This is a genomic window from Synechococcus sp. WH 5701 (genome assembly GCF_000153045.1).
In the GTDB taxonomy this organism is placed as follows: domain Bacteria; phylum Cyanobacteriota; class Cyanobacteriia; order PCC-6307; family Cyanobiaceae; genus Regnicoccus_A; species Regnicoccus_A antarcticus.
In genome coordinates this window covers 1,273,384-1,289,488 of sequence record NZ_CH724159.1, presented here as the reverse complement: position 1 = coordinate 1,289,488, position 16,105 = coordinate 1,273,384, and the positions used below count along the sequence as shown (strand labels likewise).

Below are 16,105 nucleotides of genomic sequence, written 5' to 3'. Positions count from 1 at the left end.
TCACTCAGAGGATGGTTTCGCTGCGATCGGCCTGGGTGTGGTTGCGGGCGCCGCGGTGCACCACCCCCTCACGCACCTCCAGGGTCACGAATTCACCCAGGCGCAGATCCGAAGTGGCGTTGGCCACCCCCACGATCACCGGCACCCCCAGCCGCTGGGCAATCACGGCGGCATGGCTGTCGCAGCCGTGCTCCTCGGCGATCACCCCTCGGGCCTTGCGGATGGCATCGAGGTAACCGGCATTGGTATCGCGCACCACCAGGATCTCGCCGCTCTCCAGCCGCGCCGCCTCCTCGGCGGTGGTGGCCACCCGCACCCGGCCGCTGACCGAGCCGTTGCCGATGCCCAGGCCCCGGCCCAGCACGGCGGAGACAATGCCCACCTTGACCAGATCGGTGGAGCCGCTCACTCCCGAGAGGGTCCCGGCGGTCTGAACGACCAGATCGCCCTCCTTGAGCAGTCCCCTCTCCTGGGCCACGCCCATGGCCAGGGTGAAGGTGCTGGTGGTGGAGGCCTGATGGCCGATCAGCAGGGGGTTCACCCCCCAGACCAGCTGCAACTGGCGGGCCACCTTCACCTCGCTGGTGATGGCCAGGATCGTGGTGGAGGGGCGGAACTTGCTGACGTTGCGCGCCGTGGCCCCGCTCTTGGTGAGGGGAAGGATCGCCGCAGCCTGAAGCTGACGGGCAATCGTGCTGACCGCCTGGCTGATGGCGTTGGGGATGGTGGAGGCCATGTGGCTGTCCACGACCCGGCGGGGGTAGTCGCGCTCGATGCGGCGGGCGATGCGAGCCATCGTTTCGACCGCCTCCACCGGGTAGTCACCCACGGCGGTTTCGTTGGAGAGCATCACCGCGTCGGTGCCATCGAGGATGGCGTTGGCCACATCGCTCACCTCGGCCCGGGTGGGGCGCGGGCAGCTGGCCATGCTGTCGAGCATCTGGGTGGCCGTGATGATCGGGATGCCCAGGGTGTTGGCCTTGCGGATCAGCTCCTTCTGCAGCAGCGGTACCTCCTCGGCCGGCATCTCCACCCCCAGGTCGCCCCGGGCCACCATCACGCCATCGCAGAGGGGAAGGATGGCGTCGATCTGATCGATTGCCTCGAACTTCTCGATCTTGGCGATCACCGGGGTGCTGTACCCCTGGCTGCTGATCAGCTCGCGGATCTCCTGCATGTCGGAGGGGTTGCGCACAAAGCTCAGGGCCACCCAGTCGACCTCCTGCTGGAGGCCGAAGCTGAGGTCCTCGCGGTCCTTGGTGGTGAGCGCACGGATCGAGAGCTGCACGTCGGGGAAGTTCACCCCCTTGTTGTTGGAGAGCACCCCACCCACGACCACGGTGCAGTGCAGGGTCTGCTCGGGGATGTCCACCGACTTGACCACCATCTCGACCCGGCCGTCGTCGAGAAGAATGCGGCTGCCGGCGGTCACCTCATCGGCCAGACGGTCGTAGGTGATCGTGGCGATCGACTGGTTGCAGCTCACCGGCCGGGAGGTGAGGGCAAAGGGGTCGCCGTTGGCGAGGGTGATCGGACCGCCCTCGAAGCGGCCGAGACGGATCTTCGGACCCTGGAGATCCTGAAGGATGCCCACATGGATCCCCAGCTCGTGGGCCACCTGACGGATCGTGGCGATCCGGGCGGCATGTTCGGAGTGGTCCCCGTGGGAAAAATTGAGACGGAACGTGGTAGCCCCTGCCTGGATCAGGTCCCGCAGTCGCTGGGGGGACTCCGTGGCTGGACCGATCGTTGCCACGATTTTGGTGCGACGCGACAGATCGGGCTGCGCCATCGGAAAAGCCGAAGGTTCAGGCGGAAACTACCATCCGGTCCCGCCCCTGTCCTGCCGCCGTTGGTGCTGAACCCATGGATCTGAACGACTACCAGCACCAGGCCCGTACCACGGCCCGCTACCCGGACGTGGGTGCCAATCCCATCTATCCGACCCTCGGACTCTGTGGTGAAGCCGGTGAGGTGGCGGACAAGGTCAAGAAGGTGCTGCGCGACCGCGGCGGGGTGTTCGAGCCACAGCTGGTGGAGGATCTGGCCCTCGAACTCGGCGACGTGCTCTGGTACGTCTCGCAGCTGGCCAGTGAACTGGGGCTGAAGCTCGACGACGTTGCCCAGGCCAATCTGGCCAAACTGGCGGGACGGGCACGGCGACAGACGCTCGGGGGCAGCGGCGATCACCGCTAGGGGTGCTGCTGCTGCTGTTGAGACCCGCACGCGGCTCGCCAGACTGGGTCCAGAAGAGCCCACCCGAGCCAGCCCTCAGCAGCCCGAACCACCCGGAGAATCGTTTGAAGCCCAGATCCCCGTTCACCCAGGTTGCTCCCCCCTCGGGGGGCCTGCCTAAAGGCCTGGCCCTGCTGCTGGCCCTGCTGTTGCTGCTGGCCCCCGCAGCACCGGTCTGGGCCCTGGATCTGGCCGTGACGGACATCAGCCTGGAGCCCTGCCCGGCGGCTGATCCGGGCTCTCAGCCGGAGCTGAAGCGCCCGAGCGGGGCCAGTTGCTACGCCCTGCGCGGCACGGTGTCCAATCCCCGCTCCCAGCCGGTGATCGACACGGATCTGTTCGCTGTGATCAGTGACCGCAGCGGAGAGCCGGTGCTGCAGAACCGCACCCGGGTGGGCTCGATCGGTGACGTGCCCCCTGGAGAGTCGAGCTTTGCCCTGCGACTGGCGGTGCCGGTCGGCACGCCTGGGCCCCTGCGGGTCAGCCATGCCAAGGCCAGGGGGTTCAACGCCCCGGTGCGGGTGCGGGCCGGGATCGACGACGAGCTGCTGCCGCTGGAGCAAGCCCTGCTCGATCCCCTCTGAGCGGCCTCAGATCAGCCCTTCAATATCCGAAGCCTCCCATCAGGGATCCGCTGAGGTTGCCCAGCAGCCCCTGAACCAGGCTGAGGGTGATGAAGGCGATGATCGCCGAGAGGTCCAGACCACCCAGGGGGGGAATCAGACCGCGAAAGGCATTGAGGTAGGGATCGGTGATCGAGCTCACCGTGCTCAGGACAGGGTTGCTCCAGTCGAGGTTGGGGAACCAGCTCAGCAGCACCCGCACCAGCAGCACCAGGCTGTAGATGCTGAGGGTCTGCGCCAGCACAGCCAGGATCTGGCTCAGGATCGTCATGGGCAAAGCCTGAAGCAACTCAACTCCGACTCTATGCAGCTGTGTTGCCCTTCGCCCTGTCAGCTGAGGCGGGGGCAGCCTCCGTCACCTGGGTGACGGCGAAGGTTCGGTGGAACTTGTCGCTGAGGCTGATCCAGAAGGAGCGGCCGTCGCTCTGGCGGCGCCGCTCGATGAAGTCCTGGGCCAGCAGTTCTTTGATGTGGTCGTAGGCGCCCGATCCACGCAGCTCCACCAGATCCGACTGCAGGATCCGCCGCTTGAGGGCCACGGTGGCCAGGGTGCGCAGGGTGGCGGTGGAGAGGTCCACCGGCAGCAGGGTCTGCACCAGATCGGCGTGGCTGTCGCGCAGCTGCAGGCTGAAGCGCTGCCCGTCCTGGCGGATTTCCAGGGCCGTGTCCCGGTGGGCGTAATCGGCCATCAGGGTGATCAGGGCCAGCTCCACGGCGTCGCGCTCGATCGGCTCACTCAGGCCGATCGAGGCGATCTCGGCCAGCTCTCCCAGGCTGAGGGGGCGGCCCTTGAGGTAGAGGATGGCCTCAAGCCGGGCCGGCAAAGATAAAGAAGCGCTGGACATGCTCGCAGCCGGCCCATCGTTGGGCGCACCGTACCGCAGCTGATCGGGGCAGGCTCAGGCCAGCGCCGGCACAGGCTGGCTGGCCGGGCCGAGGAACAGCCGGTAGGCTGGGTTCTGGGTCTCGTCCCAGTGGCGGTAGCCGAGGCCTGAGAGAAAGAGCTCCCAGGCGCCGGAATCCTGCTCCTCCACCTGCACCCCCACCACGATGCGGCCGACGTCGGCCCCCTGGTTGCGGTAGTGAAAGATGCTGATCGACCAGTTGGGGTGCAGGGCGTTGACGAAAGCCATCAGCGCGCCCGGCCGCTCGGGGAACTCGAAGCGGTAGAGCAGTTCCCGCGGCGTCGCCGCACCGGCGTGGCAGGCCGCTTCGGGCAGTCGTCCACCCACCATGTGGCGCAGGTGCAGCTTGGCCAGCTCGTTGCTGCTGAGGTCGAGGCAGGGGAAGCCGCCGGCGCCCAGCTGGCTGATCAGCGCTTCGGTGTCTTGGTGCCCGTCGATCTGCACCCCCAGGAAAATGTGGGCCAGGCGGTGGTCCGCCATCCGATAGCTGAATTCGGTCAGGCTGCGGGAGCCCAGCAGCTCGCAGAGCTGGCGCAGGCTGCCCGGGCGCTCGGGGATCTCCACCGCCAGCATCGCTTCGCGCTCCTCCCCCAGCTCGGCCCGCTCGGCCACGAAGCGCAGGCGATCGAAATTCATGTTGGCGCCGCAGGCCACGGCCACCAGGGTGCGCTGTTTCAGCCCTCGGCGCTGCACGTCGGCCTTCATGCCGGCCACCGCCAGAGCACCGGCCGGCTCGAGGATCGAGCGGGTGTCCTCGAAGACGTCCTTGATCGCGGCGCAGATTTCATCGGTGTCCACGGTGACCATGGCATCCACGTAGCGCTGGGCCAGGGCGAAGGTGTGCACGCCCACCTCGTGCACGGCCACCCCATCGGCGAACAGACCCACCTGCTCGAGGCTCACCCGCCGACCTGCCGCCAGGGAGCGGGTCATGGCATCGGCATCCACCGGCTCGACACCGATCACCTCCACCTGGGGCCAGACGTTCTTGATGAAGGCGGCGATGCCGGCGATCAGCCCACCGCCACCCACCGCCACATAGATGGCATCGGGGGGAGCTGAGCACTGGCGCAGGATCTCGAGGCCCACGGTGCCCTGGCCGGCGATCACCTCCGGATCGTCGAAGGGATGGATGAAGGTGAGGCCCCGCTCCTGTTCCAGCACCCTTGCCTGCTGGCAGGCCTCGTCGTAGGTGTCTCCGTGCAGGATCACCTCGGCACCGCGGGCGGCCACGGCCCGCACCTTCATCGCGGGTGTGGTGAGCGGCATCACGATCACCGCGTGGCAGCCCAGCCTCTCGGCCGCCAGGGCCACCCCCTGGGCGTGGTTGCCGGCGCTGGCGGCGATCACCCCACGCTTCAGTTCAGCCGGCGTGAGCTGGGCCATGCGGTTGTAGGCCCCGCGGAGCTTGAAGGAGAACACCGGCTGGAGGTCTTCGCGCTTGAGCAGCACGGTGTTGCCGAGCCGCCGCGACAGGTTGGGGGCCTCTTCGAGCGGCGACTCGATCGCCACGTCGTAGACCCGCGCCCGCAGGATGCGCTGCAGTGTGTCGTCCATGGCTCCAGTGTGCCGGGCAGGCGAGCGGTCGGCTTCAGGAAAGGTGACCGTTGACCCCATTCCCCCGAAGGCAGGACCTAGATTGAATTCTCAGAACTGATCAGGGTATGCATCTCAGCGAGCTGAGCCATCCCAACCAGCTGCATGGCCTCAGCATCGGCGAGCTTGAAGCCATAGCTCGTCAGATTCGTGAGAAGCATCTGGAGGTGGTGTCCACCAGCGGAGGTCACCTCGGCCCTGGGTTGGGCGTGGTCGAACTCACCCTGGCCCTCTACCAGACCCTCGACCTGGAGACGGACCGAGTGGTCTGGGATGTGGGCCACCAGGCCTACCCCCACAAGTTGATCACGGGGCGTTACCACCAGTTCCACACCCTGCGTCAGCAGGGTGGGGTGGCCGGTTACCTCAAGCGGAGCGAGTGCCGCTTCGACCACTTCGGGGCGGGTCACGCCTCCACCAGCATTTCGGCGGCCCTGGGCATGGCCCTGGCCCGCGACCGTCGCGGCGAGGAGTTCAAGTGCGTGGCGGTGATCGGCGATGGCGCCCTCACCGGTGGCATGGCGCTCGAGGCGATCAACCACGCCGGGCACCTGCCCAGGACCCCGTTGCTGGTGGTGCTGAACGACAACGACATGTCGATCTCACCGCCGGTGGGAGCCCTCTCCACCTATCTCAACCGCATGCGGCTGAGCCCACCGCTGCAGTTCCTCTCCGGCAGCGCCGAGGAGGCCTTCAAGCACCTGCCCTTCATGCACGGGGAGCTGCCGCCCGAGCTGGAGCGGCTCAAGGAGAGCATGCGCCGGCTGGCCGTGCCCAAGGTGGGGGCCGTCTTCGAGGAGCTGGGCTTCACCTACATGGGTCCGATCGACGGCCACGACATCGCTGAAATGGTGCGCACGTTCAGCGCCGCCCACCGCTGCGAAGGTCCGGTGCTGGTGCATGTGGCCACCACCAAGGGCAAGGGCTATCCCTACGCCGAGGCCGATCAGGTCGCTTACCACGCCCAGTCGGCCTTTGACCTCAAGACCGGCAAGGCCTTCCCCTCCAGCAAGCCGAAACCCCCCAGCTACAGCAAGGTCTTCGGTCAGACCCTGGTCCGAATCTGTGAACACGACCCCACCGTGGTGGGAATCACGGCGGCCATGGCCACCGGCACCGGCCTCGATCTGCTCGAGAAGGCCCTGCCCAAGCAGTACTTCGATGTGGGCATCGCCGAGCAGCACGCCGTCACCATGGCCGCGGGCATGGCCACGGCTGGTCTCAAACCGGTGGTGGCGATCTACAGCACCTTCCTGCAGCGCGCCTTCGACCAGCTGATCCACGACGTGGGCATCCAGAAGCTGCCGGTGACCTTCGTGCTCGACCGCGCCGGGATCGTGGGCGCTGATGGTCCCACCCACCAGGGCCAGTACGACATCAGCTATCTGCGGGCCGTGCCCAATTTCACGGTGATGGCGCCCAAGGACGAGGCGGAGCTCCAGCGGATGCTGGTCACCTCGATCGGCCACAACGGGCCCTGCGCCATCCGTTTCCCCCGCGGCGAAGGCGAAGGGGTGCCCTTGATGGAGGAGGGTTGGGAGCCTCTGGAGATCGGCCACGGTGAGCAGCTGGCCGATGGCGATGATCTGCTGATCGTGGCCTATGGAGCCATGGTGGCGCCGGCCATGGCCACGGCTGGCCTGCTGCAGGAGCAGGGCATCAGGGCCGCGGTGGTGAATGCCCGCTTCCTGCGCCCCCTTGATGAAAGCCTGATCCTGCCCCTGGCACGCCGCATCGGCCGGGTGGTGACGATGGAGGAAGGTGCTCTGCCCGGTGGGTTCGGCGCGGCGGTGGTGGAATCGCTCAACGACCACGAGGTGATGGTGCCCGTGTTCCGCATCGGCATCCCCGATCAGCTGGTGGACCACGCCAGCCCGGATGAGAGCAAGAAAGCTCTCGGGCTCACTCCGCCCCAGATGGCCGACCGCATCCTGCAGCGCTTTGCCCTGCTGGGGATCCAACGCCAGCCTCTGGCGGTCTGATCCTCGGCACCGGCCGAAGCAGGCGCTCAGAGGCTCAGCAGAAAAGGCGGGTGTGCAGCCCGCCTTTTGTTGATGCCTGGTTGCTGGTTGATGGTCGGCTCAGGCCTGTGAATGTCAGGCCTGAGCCTCAGGCTTGGCTTCAGAGCACGCCGCGGGAGGCCAGACCCTGGATGGCACCGATACCGAAGATGTGACCCAGGCTGGTGGTGGCCAGCAGGGAAGCATGGCTCAGGCCACCGAAGAACTGGGAGTTAGGCAGCTGGGCACCCTCGGAGGGGTACTTGATGGTGGCCTTGCCGATGCCAATGGCGATCACGTTGCACACGATCATCACCAAAGCCACCTTCGGCGACCAGGTCAGCGAGGCGGGCGCCATGGCGAGAAGAGGAGCGATCATGGTCGATCAAAAACTGACGCCCCATCCTGCGGGGGAACAGCTGGCTGTTCACCGGCGCTTAAGACTTGTTCACTGCTCTGGCCGGGTGGGCTCTGGCCGCTGGTGCTGAAGCCCCAGAGCACCAGCAGGTTGGCCACGGTCAGGAAGGACTCCGCTCCCCCATGCAGGGGGTCCACATCGGCCAGTTTCCGGCCGAACCGCTGCTCCGCCAACACCGCGGCGGCGATGGTGACCGCCACGAACACCAGGGTGAACTGGAAACCCCGCAGGGCCAGGGGCGGGAAACGCTTGCTGGCTGAGGCCCAGCGCAGGAAGGCCAGATAGGGCAGCAGCGACAGCACGAACAGGGGGCCGGGATCAACCGCCGCCAGGGCTCCAAGGCCAACGACCGTCATGACCGGCTCCCTTTTGGCAGGAGCGTCCAGGCTGCCGCCGCCAGGGCCACGTTGCCGAGCAAGGTGGTGCCGGCCTGGAACACCACCAGACCCTGAAGGTCCAGGGCATTGTCGAACAAATGCCAGGTGCAGGCCGCCATGGCGCTCACCAGGGCCGGCAGCATGGCCAGGGCGAGCCAGCGCCACTCGGTTTCGCCGCGGCGCTCACCCCAGTGGATCACGGCCGCCATGGCCAGGATCCACTCCAGGACCGAGGCCACATGGATCCACCAGGTGGGCAGTGAAAGGGCATGCATGGCGCCCGGCACCCACGTGGACCAGCAATGTACGGAACCCAGGGCTCAGGTGGAGAGTCGGTGCCGCTTGGTGCCAGAGGGGGCATCATCGGATTCGATGGGCTTGAGCCATGGAGCCGAATCACCACTGCCTCAGGCTCAATCGTCTGCATGGCTTCTCAGCGGTGCTGGCGCTGGCCTCTGGGTTGATGCCTGTGTCAGCCGAAGCGGCTGTCGTCAGCACCTCCGCCCAGGCGGCTGCCCAAGAAACGATTGAGGCTGTCAGCCGTCGTCGGCGGACCCTCGTGGGCTCCAGCTATCTCCGTGTGCCTGCTGAGATCCAACGGGAGGTGGAGGCCTATGCCGTTGAGCAGCGCCGTGCCATGGAGGCGGCCGGTGGTTGTTCCCATGGGGGTGGGTCCGGCATCCCGTCGCCGTTTGAGCGCCTGCTGCTGCCTGCTGGCTGGCACTTGCTGGGGGAGGTGCTGGCCTGCCCTGCCTTCCCTGGCTACTGGACCTCGGAGCGGGTCGCCCTGGAGTGGTGGAGGTCGCCGCAGCACAGACGCATCGCCTACAGCAAACCATCGGCTTCGCATCTGGCCTGCAGCTGGGTTCGCCAGGGCGTGATGGGGGCGAGCCGTGAGTCGGTGCTTTGCCTGGTGTTCAAGGCCAGCGGTGGTGGCTCTGGTCAGCCATGAAAAAACCCCGTCCGGATCTCGGACGGGGTTGAGGTGATGCTGATCAATCGGGTTCAGCCGAGGCCGATCTGGCCGAGGATGCCCTGGCCGGTGAGCAGTTCGGTGGCCAGGCCGATCACGAAGCCGAGCATGGCCAGACGGCCATTCCAGGTTTCAGCGAAGGAGACGAAACCGAAGCGGGAGTCGGAGCTGGACATTGCATGTGAAGCAGTGTTGCGATGATTGTAACAGGAGGTAACCGCTCTGTCCATGGTCCTGGAGCTGGCCGCAGGGCCCTGGGATCTTTGGCGAGTCGTCTCTGCTCCCGTAGCCTCCCTGCAGATCGCATCGGTGTTCGGTGGGGCCAAGGCAGAAGGGTGTTCAACCGCTGCTGTGCGGCTACTACGGCGAGCACAACCTGGGCGACGATGCCCTGCTCAGCGCCCTGCTGGCCCAGTTGCCCGAGGGCTGTGATCCCGTGGTCACGGCCTTCGATCAGGGGGAAGTGCAGCAGCGCCTGGGGGTGCGCACCTGTCCGCGGCGCGATTTCAAGGCGGTGCGCCGTGCTCTCGACCGTTGTGATGCCCTTGTGCTGGGCGGCGGCAGTTTGCTCCAGGACGCCACCAGCTTCCGCAGCCTCCTTTATTACGCCGCGTTGATCATCTCGGCACGCCTGCAGGGCAAGCCTGTGCTGCTCTGGGGCCAGGGACTGGGACCCCTGCACCGTCGCCGCAGCCGCCTGCTGGTGCGGAGACTTCTGAACCTGGTGCAGGCCAGCAGCTGGCGCGATCCGGACTCGGCAGGGCTGGCGGCTGCCTGGGGACGGCCCGGCCAGCTCGGCAGTGATCCGGTCTGGTCGTTGGCGACCAGGCGCTGGCATGGGCCAGGAGGCCCCCTGGTGCTGTGTTGGCGGCCCACACCCCTGCTGGAGGGCGAGCGCTGGAGGCCCCTGCTGGAGGCCCTCGATGCCGTGGCGGCCGCGGCGAATCGAGAGGTGATCTGGCTGCCGTTTCACCGGGATCAGGACCGGGGTTTGCTCGCTTCGCTGGATCGCCAGGGCCTGGTCCCCCGGCGGCTGGCCCAGCGCAGCCACGAAGAGCTTGTGGCCACTCCCGAGGAGGCGATGGAGATCTTCAGCGGCGCCTCCCTGGTGCTCTCGATGCGGCTGCACGGGGTGATCGTGGCGGCCCTGGCCGGTGCCCCCCTGGTGGCCCTCAGCTACGACCCGAAGGTGAGAGCTGCCGCCCAGGCGCTGGCCTGCCCCTGCCGTGATCTGGAGCAGCTGCAAGACGCCCGCGCCCTCCAGCAGGAGTGGCTTGAGCAGTTGGAGAAGCCCCCCCAGCCGCTGGTGGTGGAGGGGCTGCGCCATGACAGCCGCGTTCATCGTGAGCTGCTGAGCCGCTGGCTGGGCCACTGAGCTCCCTCAGGCCTTATCAGCACTCACTCAGGCCTGCAGGCGCTTGAGCTCCTCGAGCACTTCGCGGCTGTGACCCAGGGGGCGCACCGCCACCCAGCGGGCCCGCAGCACCCCGTTGGGGTCGATCAGAAAGGTGTGCCGCTGGGAGAACGGAGCAATCCAGGATCCATAGCTCTGGCTCACCGCTCCGCCTGGATCGGAGAGCAGGGGAAACACCAGCCCCTCGCTGTCGCAGAAGGAGGCATGCTCGGCCACATCATCCGCGCTGATGCCCACCACCTCGGCGCCATATTGATGAAACTGCTCGAGGTCTTGCTGAAATCCCCTGGCCTCCAGGGTGCAGCCGCCGGTGAAATCTTTCGGATAGAAGTAGAGCGCCAGCCAACGGCCTTGGAAGTCGTTGAGCCCGAGGTTGCCGGAGGCATCAAGGCCGGGGCCGAACCCCGGCAGACGAAAGTCTGGGGCAGGTTGATCGAGAGCAGGCAAAACACCCCCCATGGCCTGAGCCTTACCGGGCCAGGCCAGGAGAGGTGCGGTCAATCCGGGAATCACCAGAGCGGCGGTGGCGTGAACGAGCGCTCCTTCCAGGAGTTGGCGGCGATTCACAACGACGGAGCTCTGAGACGACTCAGAGTTTGGCCAGATTGACGCCCAGTTCGCGAGCGTAGGCGTCGAGGCCTTTTTTCTGGATGGTGCGCAGGGTGCGGGTGGCGACGCGCAGCTTCACCCAGCGGTTGCCTTCAGCCCACCAGAGACGCCGTTCCTGCAGGTTCACCTGCTGGAGTTTCTTGGTGCGCACGTGGGAATGGCTGACCGCCATGCCGTTGTTGGCGCGCTTGCCGGTGAGCTGACAAACCCGGGACATGAAGGCAACCGATACTCAGTGGACGGGCAGCAACCAGGGACCTGGATGGCGCCAAGGAGCTACCTTAACAAAGGGGTGGACCTGCCAAAGCGGAATCAGCAAGGCTGGGCAGCAGCAGCAGCGCTCAGGGCTTGATCAGCTGGCCAGCGGGGTTGATGGCTGCTCGATCGATGGATTGGCCTTTGGAATCCCAGGCTTGGATCAGCAACTGCTTGTTGCTGGCCGTGAGCTCGGCGAAGCTGTGGGCGCTGATGGCTCGGGCGCTGTTGGGCCCGGGGGTCACCGGGCGCAGATAGGCGCCGCCACCGCCCACCACCAGGTAAGTGGTGCCATTGATCGGCTTGCTGCGCTCGTAGTTGTGCTCATGACCGTTGATGTAGAGCTGCACCCCGAATTGTCGAAACAATGGGGCCAATCGAGCCCTGGCTGCTTCGTTATTGCCGTAGTGCCCGGAGGACTGGATCGGATGGTGAGCCACTACCACCTTCCAGGGGGCTTGGCTGGCGGCGAGGGCCCGTTTCAGCCAGGGCAGCTGGCGACCCCAGTCGGCGTTGACGTTGGAGTCGAGCATGAAGAACTCCACCGGCCCCCTGGCCAGGGTGTACCAGCGTCCCTTCATCCCGAAGGGGCGATAGGCGATCTGGGGATCGCCATTGGCCGTGCGGATGTCGTGGTTGCCCAGCACGGCATGGAAGGGCACGCCGGCTGTGAGCAGCGCCTTGTAGGGGATGGTGAATTTCTCCTTCACCTGGCTGATGTCGCCCTTGGGATAGATGTTGTCGCCAGCGAGCACCACCAGATCCACCGGCCGGGCGCGATGGACGGCCGCCATGGCCCTGCCCACAGCCCGCTGGGGCTCGTTGCCGCCGCCGGTGTCGGCCACGGCCAGCCAGTGCAGGCGGGCTGCTTCAGGTTTCGCCGGCGTGGCGGCCTGGCCAGGGCTCTGACGCTCCAGCAGCAGCGTGCCCGCCAGAGCTCCGCCCAGCAGTAGTCCCAACAGCTCGCGGCGGCCGAGACGCCTGGTGTCCATGGGCTCAGATGGGGGAGAGGAGGCTCACGCTATCGGCCGAAACCACCCAAAACCTCACCGACCAGGGCCTTCCTGATTCAGCCGCGGATGGGGAGCGATGAAATGAAACCCGGGTGATGACTTGAACCTCTTGAGCCAACACTTCAGGGCACAGGTCCAGGGCGGTTTGCACCGGGGCCTCAGAGGCCCCGCTCCATCAGCCGGCCCATCAGGTCGGCGCTGCGCTGCTGGAAACCGGCCAGCTGGTTCGGCTCCAGGCCCCCCACCGCCAGGCGGGCCAGTTCATAGATGTGGCAACTGAGCTCCTGGGCCAGCTGCTGGCTGGGGGAGCTGGTGCCCACACCCGTGAGCACGGCGCCACTGGAGAGTTTCTGCAGGCCCGCCACCAAGGGGTGACGGCGGTTGACCACCAGCACATGGTGGTCGGGCAGTCCGGGCAGGCGTTGCTCCATCAGAGCGCCGATATCGTTGAGGCGGCGCATCTGCTCCGGCAGCAGGATCAGGGCCGCCGGGGTGGTCTCCCCCTTGAGCGCCTGGACCTGAATGGTCACCTTCTCGTTGGCCAGGGCGCCCTTGAACAGCTCCCGCAACTTCTCGGAGCTGTCGCTGCCGTCGGCATCACTCAGGCTGCTCTCCTGTTCCTGGATGCTGGCGTCGAGTTCCGCGTCCACCCGCTGGAATTTCAGCTCCCCGTGGCGGTCTTCAAGCCAGGGGATGAACTGGGCATCGATCAGGGTGTCGGCCAGGAGCACCTCAGCCCCCTGCCCCTGCCAGAGGGCCAGCGGCCCGGCCTGGGCGGCTTCATCGGTGCAATAGAGGATGCGCTGATTCTCCGAACTCTCGAGGCGACTGCGGTAGCCACTGAGGGTGGTGTAAGCCTTCTCACCAACGGCGACAGGGTCGGGCTCGGCCGCCGCTGCGGTGGTGCCGAACAGGATCAGCTCGGCCACCTGATCGGCGAACTTCTCGTCTTCCATCGCGCCGATCTTGATGAAGGGGGCAATGCCCTCCCAGATCTCGGCATAACGGGCGGGCTCATCGCGGTGCAGTTCCTTGAGCCGGTCTCCCACCTTCTTGGCCACGAAGCCGCCGATCGAGCGCACCCGCCGATCCGTCTGCAGGGCGCTGCGGCTCACGTTCAAGGGGATGTCGGGGGAGTCGATCACCCCACGCAGGGGCAGCAGGTAGCGGGGCACCACCTCCTTGATCGAGTCGGACACGAACACCTGGTTGCAGTAGAGGCGGATCTCGCCTTTCTCCCAGTCGGCCCGTCCGGTGATCCGGGGGAAGTAGAGGATCCCCTGCAGGGTGTAGGGGTAGTCGGTGTTGAGGTGCACCCAGAGCAGCGGGTCACCCTGGAAGGGGTAGAGGTAGCGGTAAAGGGCGATGTAATCGTCGTCGCTGAGATCCCGCGGGCTCTTGCGCCAGGGCGCCTCCCGCTTGTTCACGGTTTCTCCCTCCAGCTGCACCTCCACCGGCAGGAAGTCGCAGTAGGTGGTGATCAGGGAGCGGATGCGGGCCGGTTCGATGTATTCCAGCTCCTCCTCCTGCAGGTGCAGGATCACATCGGTGCCAGGCTCGGCGCGCTCGCCGGTTTCCAGGCTGAAGTTGGGGGAGCCATCGCAGCTCCAGCGCACCGCTTCAGCGCCGGGGCTGGCGCTGAGGCTGATCAGCTCCACCCGCTCGGCCACCATGAAACTTGAATAGAAGCCGAGGCCGAAATGGCCGATGATCGCGTCGTCTTCGCGCTTGTATTTCTCGAGGAAGTCCTCAGCACTGGAGAAGGCCACCTGGTTGATGTAGCGCTTTACCTCATCGGCGCTCATGCCGATGCCGTTGTCACTGATGGTGAGGGTTTTGGCCTCACGGTCGATCCTGATGCTCACCAGCCCTTCGGGTCCTTCGCTGCAGTCGCCCGCCATGGCGGCCATGCGGCGCTTGCTGATGGCATCCACCGCATTGCTGACGAGTTCCCTGAGGAACACTTCGTGGCCGGAATAGACGGCCTTCTTGATGATCGGGAAGATGTTTTCGGTGTGGATCTGAATCTGACCCTGTTCCAGCACCGTCATGATTCCGTCAGCTTGTAAGGACTTCAGCTGACCTTACGCTCGGCCCTTCACCGGCCTCAAGCTGCTGCGGGGAGGGGTCACCGAACCTCGCGGGGCGTCGTCCTGCTGGCCAGCCGACAGCTAGGCGGAGCGCTGCAGATCGGCCCGCTCCTCCGGCAGGATCGCGCCGCTCACGGGGCAGACCTGCAGGCAGATGCCGCAGTCGATGCAGGTGTCGAAATTGATCCAATAGAAGGATGTGCCCTTGCTGTTGGCTCCCTGGCCGGGATGGATGCAGGCCACCGGGCAGGCATCGACGCAATCGGCCACGCCCTCACAGATGTCGGTGACGATGCTGTGGGCCATGGCTGCGGAGTCCTGCGGTGCCTGATCTTAGAAATTCACCCCCCTGGCCGAGGTGCCTGATGGTGGTGGGACGGGCCTGGGTTCAGGGGAGCCACTCCAGGGCCGAGCAGCCCCGGCGCTGGGCTGCCGCTTCGGCCTCGTCGCGGCTGGGGCAGGCATCGGGGAGCAGTTCGGCGCTCTGGCCCTGGCCGTGCAGGCCAGAGAGGGCCTCCAGGGCGGCGGCCAGGCTGGAGCTCTGGCCGTAGGCCACCAGCACCGGCCGGCTGGCCGGGTCGCGGGCGCCTGGTCTGAGCAGCAGATCGCGGATGTCCTCGATCGAGAAGCCGAATCCAACCCCGGCCGCCTCCGTGGTCTCGGCACCGAAGCGGCCCACCAGGGCGTCGTAGCGACCGCCGCTGGCGATCTCCACCGGCGCCTCGGCCCCCAGGCAGACCAGCTTGAGCACGATCCCGTCGTAGAGATCGAAATGGGGCTGGAAACTGGGATCCAGCTGCAGGCCGATGCCCAGCCGGGCGGCTGTCGGCGCCACGATCTCCAGAGAACCCGCCAGTTCATCGATCAGGGGGCTCTCACCGAGATGACGGCGCAGCTCGGTGAGCACCGCCGCCGGTTCCCCGCGCAGGCGCATCAGCTCCTGCAGCCGATCGATCTGGACCTGGGACAAGGGCAGGCGGGCGATCGCCAAAGGATCGAAGCCCGAGAGAGCCTGGCGCGCGCTGGAGCGATGGGCGGCGGGCAGGTCGTCGAGCAGGGCGGAGAGCACGCCGTGGTGGCCCACCAGCAGCCTGGGTTTGATGGCTGGCCTGCAGGCCAAGGGTTTCGCTGCAGGCCAGCAGCAGGGCCATCAGCTCGGCGTCCGCCGCCGCGGAGCTCACCCCCAGCAGCTCAACGCCGCTCTGGAGCCGCTCGCTCAGGCGCTGGCCGCCGCTGTCCCCGGTGAAGGTGCGAAAAATGCTGCCCTCCGCCCACAGCCGCAGCGGACGGGGCCGATCGGCCAGGCGGGTGCAGGCGGCCCTCGCGATCGAGGCGGTCAGCTCGGGCCGCAGCCCCAGCGGTTCCTCAGCGGTGAGGCGCGCCACCTCCCGCTCGGCGATGCCGCCACCGGCCTCGAGGGTGTCGAGCCGCTCCACCATCGGCGGCGCCACCTCCTGGTAGCCCCACAGCCGGTAGACCGCGGCCAGCCGCTGGCAGAGCTGGCGGTTGCGGTCCACCTGGCGCGGGTGGAGATCCCTGGCGCCGGCGGCGGGTTGCAGGGCCATGGGGACGGAGGAGCTGGGGGACGGGAGACGCT

General features: G+C 66.8%; 18 protein-coding genes and 1 pseudogene. 5 read left to right on the top strand and 14 right to left on the bottom strand.

All coding sequences use genetic code 11. The features are described 5' to 3' along the window. Positions 1-4: 4 nt before the first annotated feature. The gene (pyk, locus tag WH5701_RS07445) at positions 5-1,792 is read right to left on the bottom strand and encodes a pyruvate kinase (RefSeq protein ID WP_006171530.1); all 1,788 of its coding nucleotides are present in this window, start codon (positions 1,790-1,792) and stop codon (positions 5-7) included. 74 nt (positions 1,793-1,866) lie between these two features. On the opposite strand from pyk, the gene WH5701_RS07440 reads away from it, so the two are divergent. Together WH5701_RS07440 and WH5701_RS07435 are read left to right on the top strand one after the other, a co-directional pair. Then, on the top strand, positions 1,867-2,196 hold the full coding sequence (locus WH5701_RS07440; RefSeq protein ID WP_006171528.1) for a nucleoside triphosphate pyrophosphohydrolase family protein: 330 nt from the start codon (positions 1,867-1,869) through the stop codon (positions 2,194-2,196). Positions 2,197-2,348: 152 nt separating this feature from the next. Beyond that, complete coding sequence (locus WH5701_RS07435; RefSeq protein ID WP_037980687.1) at positions 2,349-2,819, top strand: hypothetical protein; 471 nt, start codon at positions 2,349-2,351, stop codon at positions 2,817-2,819. Positions 2,820-2,838: 19 nt separating this feature from the next. Here the strand turns inward: WH5701_RS07435 and WH5701_RS07430 are convergent, their stop codons facing one another. From WH5701_RS07430 to ilvA, 3 genes are read right to left on the bottom strand one after another with little or no spacing between them, the layout of a single operon-like run. Continuing rightward, complete coding sequence (locus tag WH5701_RS07430) at positions 2,839-3,129, bottom strand: YggT family protein (protein ID WP_006171526.1); 291 nt, start codon at positions 3,127-3,129, stop codon at positions 2,839-2,841. A gap of 31 nt (positions 3,130-3,160) precedes the next feature. Then, positions 3,161-3,703: an SMC-Scp complex subunit ScpB gene (gene scpB, locus WH5701_RS07425; protein WP_037979772.1), complete on the bottom strand. Its 543-nt coding sequence runs from the start codon at positions 3,701-3,703 to the stop codon at positions 3,161-3,163. Positions 3,704-3,757: 54 nt separating this feature from the next. Next, positions 3,758-5,320 carry a threonine ammonia-lyase, biosynthetic gene (gene ilvA, locus WH5701_RS07420; protein ID WP_037979769.1) on the bottom strand — a complete coding sequence of 521 codons (1,563 nt, stop codon included), beginning with the start codon at positions 5,318-5,320 and terminating at the stop codon, positions 3,758-3,760. A gap of 107 nt (positions 5,321-5,427) precedes the next feature. On the opposite strand from ilvA, the gene dxs reads away from it, so the two are divergent. Continuing rightward, the gene (gene dxs / locus WH5701_RS07415; RefSeq protein ID WP_006171523.1) at positions 5,428-7,341 is read left to right on the top strand and encodes a 1-deoxy-D-xylulose-5-phosphate synthase; all 1,914 of its coding nucleotides are present in this window, start codon (positions 5,428-5,430) and stop codon (positions 7,339-7,341) included. 139 nt (positions 7,342-7,480) lie between these two features. Here the strand turns inward: dxs and psaK are convergent, their stop codons facing one another. Genes psaK through WH5701_RS07400 form a run of 3 tightly spaced genes read right to left on the bottom strand, consistent with a single transcriptional unit; the run spans position 7,481 to position 8,429 of the window. Further along, complete coding sequence (psaK, locus tag WH5701_RS07410; RefSeq protein WP_006171522.1) at positions 7,481-7,738, bottom strand: photosystem I reaction center subunit PsaK; 258 nt, start codon at positions 7,736-7,738, stop codon at positions 7,481-7,483. Further along, on the bottom strand, positions 7,735-8,133 hold the full coding sequence (locus WH5701_RS07405) for a DUF3593 domain-containing protein (protein ID WP_006171521.1): 399 nt from the start codon (positions 8,131-8,133) through the stop codon (positions 7,735-7,737). The genes psaK and WH5701_RS07405 overlap by 4 nt, the downstream gene beginning before the upstream one ends. Beyond that, positions 8,130-8,429: a DUF2499 domain-containing protein gene (locus WH5701_RS07400; protein ID WP_006171520.1), complete on the bottom strand. Its 300-nt coding sequence runs from the start codon at positions 8,427-8,429 to the stop codon at positions 8,130-8,132. The genes WH5701_RS07405 and WH5701_RS07400 overlap by 4 nt, the downstream gene beginning before the upstream one ends. 110 nt (positions 8,430-8,539) lie before the next feature. Here WH5701_RS07400 and WH5701_RS07395 point away from each other — a divergent pair, with 110 nt between their 5' ends. Continuing rightward, positions 8,540-9,106, top strand: a complete 567-nt coding sequence (locus WH5701_RS07395) for a hypothetical protein (RefSeq protein WP_006171519.1) — start codon at positions 8,540-8,542, stop codon at positions 9,104-9,106. Between the two features lie 53 nt (positions 9,107-9,159). Here the strand turns inward: WH5701_RS07395 and WH5701_RS07390 are convergent, their stop codons facing one another. Then, positions 9,160-9,303: a chlorophyll a/b-binding protein gene (locus WH5701_RS07390; protein WP_006171518.1), complete on the bottom strand. Its 144-nt coding sequence runs from the start codon at positions 9,301-9,303 to the stop codon at positions 9,160-9,162. A 140-nt stretch (positions 9,304-9,443) separates the two neighbouring features. Between WH5701_RS07390 and csaB the strand changes: the two genes are divergently transcribed. Then, a complete protein-coding gene (csaB, locus tag WH5701_RS07385; protein WP_006171517.1) occupies positions 9,444-10,502 on the top strand; it encodes a polysaccharide pyruvyl transferase CsaB in 1,059 nt (352 codons plus the stop codon). Between the two features lie 27 nt (positions 10,503-10,529). Here csaB and WH5701_RS07380 read toward each other — a convergent pair whose 3' ends face one another. The 6 genes and pseudogenes from WH5701_RS07380 to WH5701_RS07355 all read right to left on the bottom strand — a co-directional run bounded on the left by WH5701_RS07380 (position 10,530) and on the right by WH5701_RS07355 (position 16,073). Beyond that, positions 10,530-11,108, bottom strand: a complete 579-nt coding sequence (locus WH5701_RS07380) for a peroxiredoxin (protein WP_006171516.1) — start codon at positions 11,106-11,108, stop codon at positions 10,530-10,532. 22 nt (positions 11,109-11,130) lie between these two features. Beyond that, positions 11,131-11,367, bottom strand: a complete 237-nt coding sequence (rpmB, locus tag WH5701_RS07375) for a 50S ribosomal protein L28 (protein WP_006171515.1) — start codon at positions 11,365-11,367, stop codon at positions 11,131-11,133. A gap of 124 nt (positions 11,368-11,491) precedes the next feature. After that, positions 11,492-12,397, bottom strand: a complete 906-nt coding sequence (locus WH5701_RS07370) for a metallophosphoesterase (RefSeq protein ID WP_006171514.1) — start codon at positions 12,395-12,397, stop codon at positions 11,492-11,494. Positions 12,398-12,576: 179 nt separating this feature from the next. Then, complete coding sequence (gene htpG, locus WH5701_RS07365) at positions 12,577-14,469, bottom strand: molecular chaperone HtpG (protein WP_006171513.1); 1,893 nt, start codon at positions 14,467-14,469, stop codon at positions 12,577-12,579. Between the two features lie 120 nt (positions 14,470-14,589). Then, complete coding sequence (locus WH5701_RS07360; RefSeq protein WP_006171512.1) at positions 14,590-14,814, bottom strand: ferredoxin family protein; 225 nt, start codon at positions 14,812-14,814, stop codon at positions 14,590-14,592. 82 nt (positions 14,815-14,896) lie between these two features. Next, positions 14,897-16,073, bottom strand: a pseudogene (locus tag WH5701_RS07355) (ATP phosphoribosyltransferase regulatory subunit). Between the last annotated feature and the right edge of the window lie 32 nt (positions 16,074-16,105).

Coding starts and splice junctions, on each gene's coding strand:
- dxs (WP_006171523.1), top strand. CDS start 5,428: ATGCATCTCAGCGAGCTGAGCCATCCCAACCAGCTGCATGGCCTCAGC.
- rpmB (WP_006171515.1), bottom strand. CDS start 11,367: ATGTCCCGGGTTTGTCAGCTCACCGGCAAGCGCGCCAACAACGGCATG.
- WH5701_RS07360 (WP_006171512.1), bottom strand. CDS start 14,814: ATGGCCCACAGCATCGTCACCGACATCTGTGAGGGCGTGGCCGATTGC.
- WH5701_RS07370 (WP_006171514.1), bottom strand. CDS start 12,397: ATGGACACCAGGCGTCTCGGCCGCCGCGAGCTGTTGGGACTACTGCTG.
- WH5701_RS07405 (WP_006171521.1), bottom strand. CDS start 8,133: ATGACGGTCGTTGGCCTTGGAGCCCTGGCGGCGGTTGATCCCGGCCCC.
- psaK (WP_006171522.1), bottom strand. CDS start 7,738: ATGATCGCTCCTCTTCTCGCCATGGCGCCCGCCTCGCTGACCTGGTCG.
- WH5701_RS07390 (WP_006171518.1), bottom strand. CDS start 9,303: ATGTCCAGCTCCGACTCCCGCTTCGGTTTCGTCTCCTTCGCTGAAACC.
- WH5701_RS07440 (WP_006171528.1), top strand. CDS start 1,867: ATGGATCTGAACGACTACCAGCACCAGGCCCGTACCACGGCCCGCTAC.
- scpB (WP_037979772.1), bottom strand. CDS start 3,703: ATGTCCAGCGCTTCTTTATCTTTGCCGGCCCGGCTTGAGGCCATCCTC.
- pyk (WP_006171530.1), bottom strand. CDS start 1,792: ATGGCGCAGCCCGATCTGTCGCGTCGCACCAAAATCGTGGCAACGATC.
- WH5701_RS07395 (WP_006171519.1), top strand. CDS start 8,540: ATGGAGCCGAATCACCACTGCCTCAGGCTCAATCGTCTGCATGGCTTC.
- WH5701_RS07400 (WP_006171520.1), bottom strand. CDS start 8,429: ATGCATGCCCTTTCACTGCCCACCTGGTGGATCCATGTGGCCTCGGTC.
- htpG (WP_006171513.1), bottom strand. CDS start 14,469: ATGACGGTGCTGGAACAGGGTCAGATTCAGATCCACACCGAAAACATC.
- ilvA (WP_037979769.1), bottom strand. CDS start 5,320: ATGGACGACACACTGCAGCGCATCCTGCGGGCGCGGGTCTACGACGTG.
- WH5701_RS07430 (WP_006171526.1), bottom strand. CDS start 3,129: ATGACGATCCTGAGCCAGATCCTGGCTGTGCTGGCGCAGACCCTCAGC.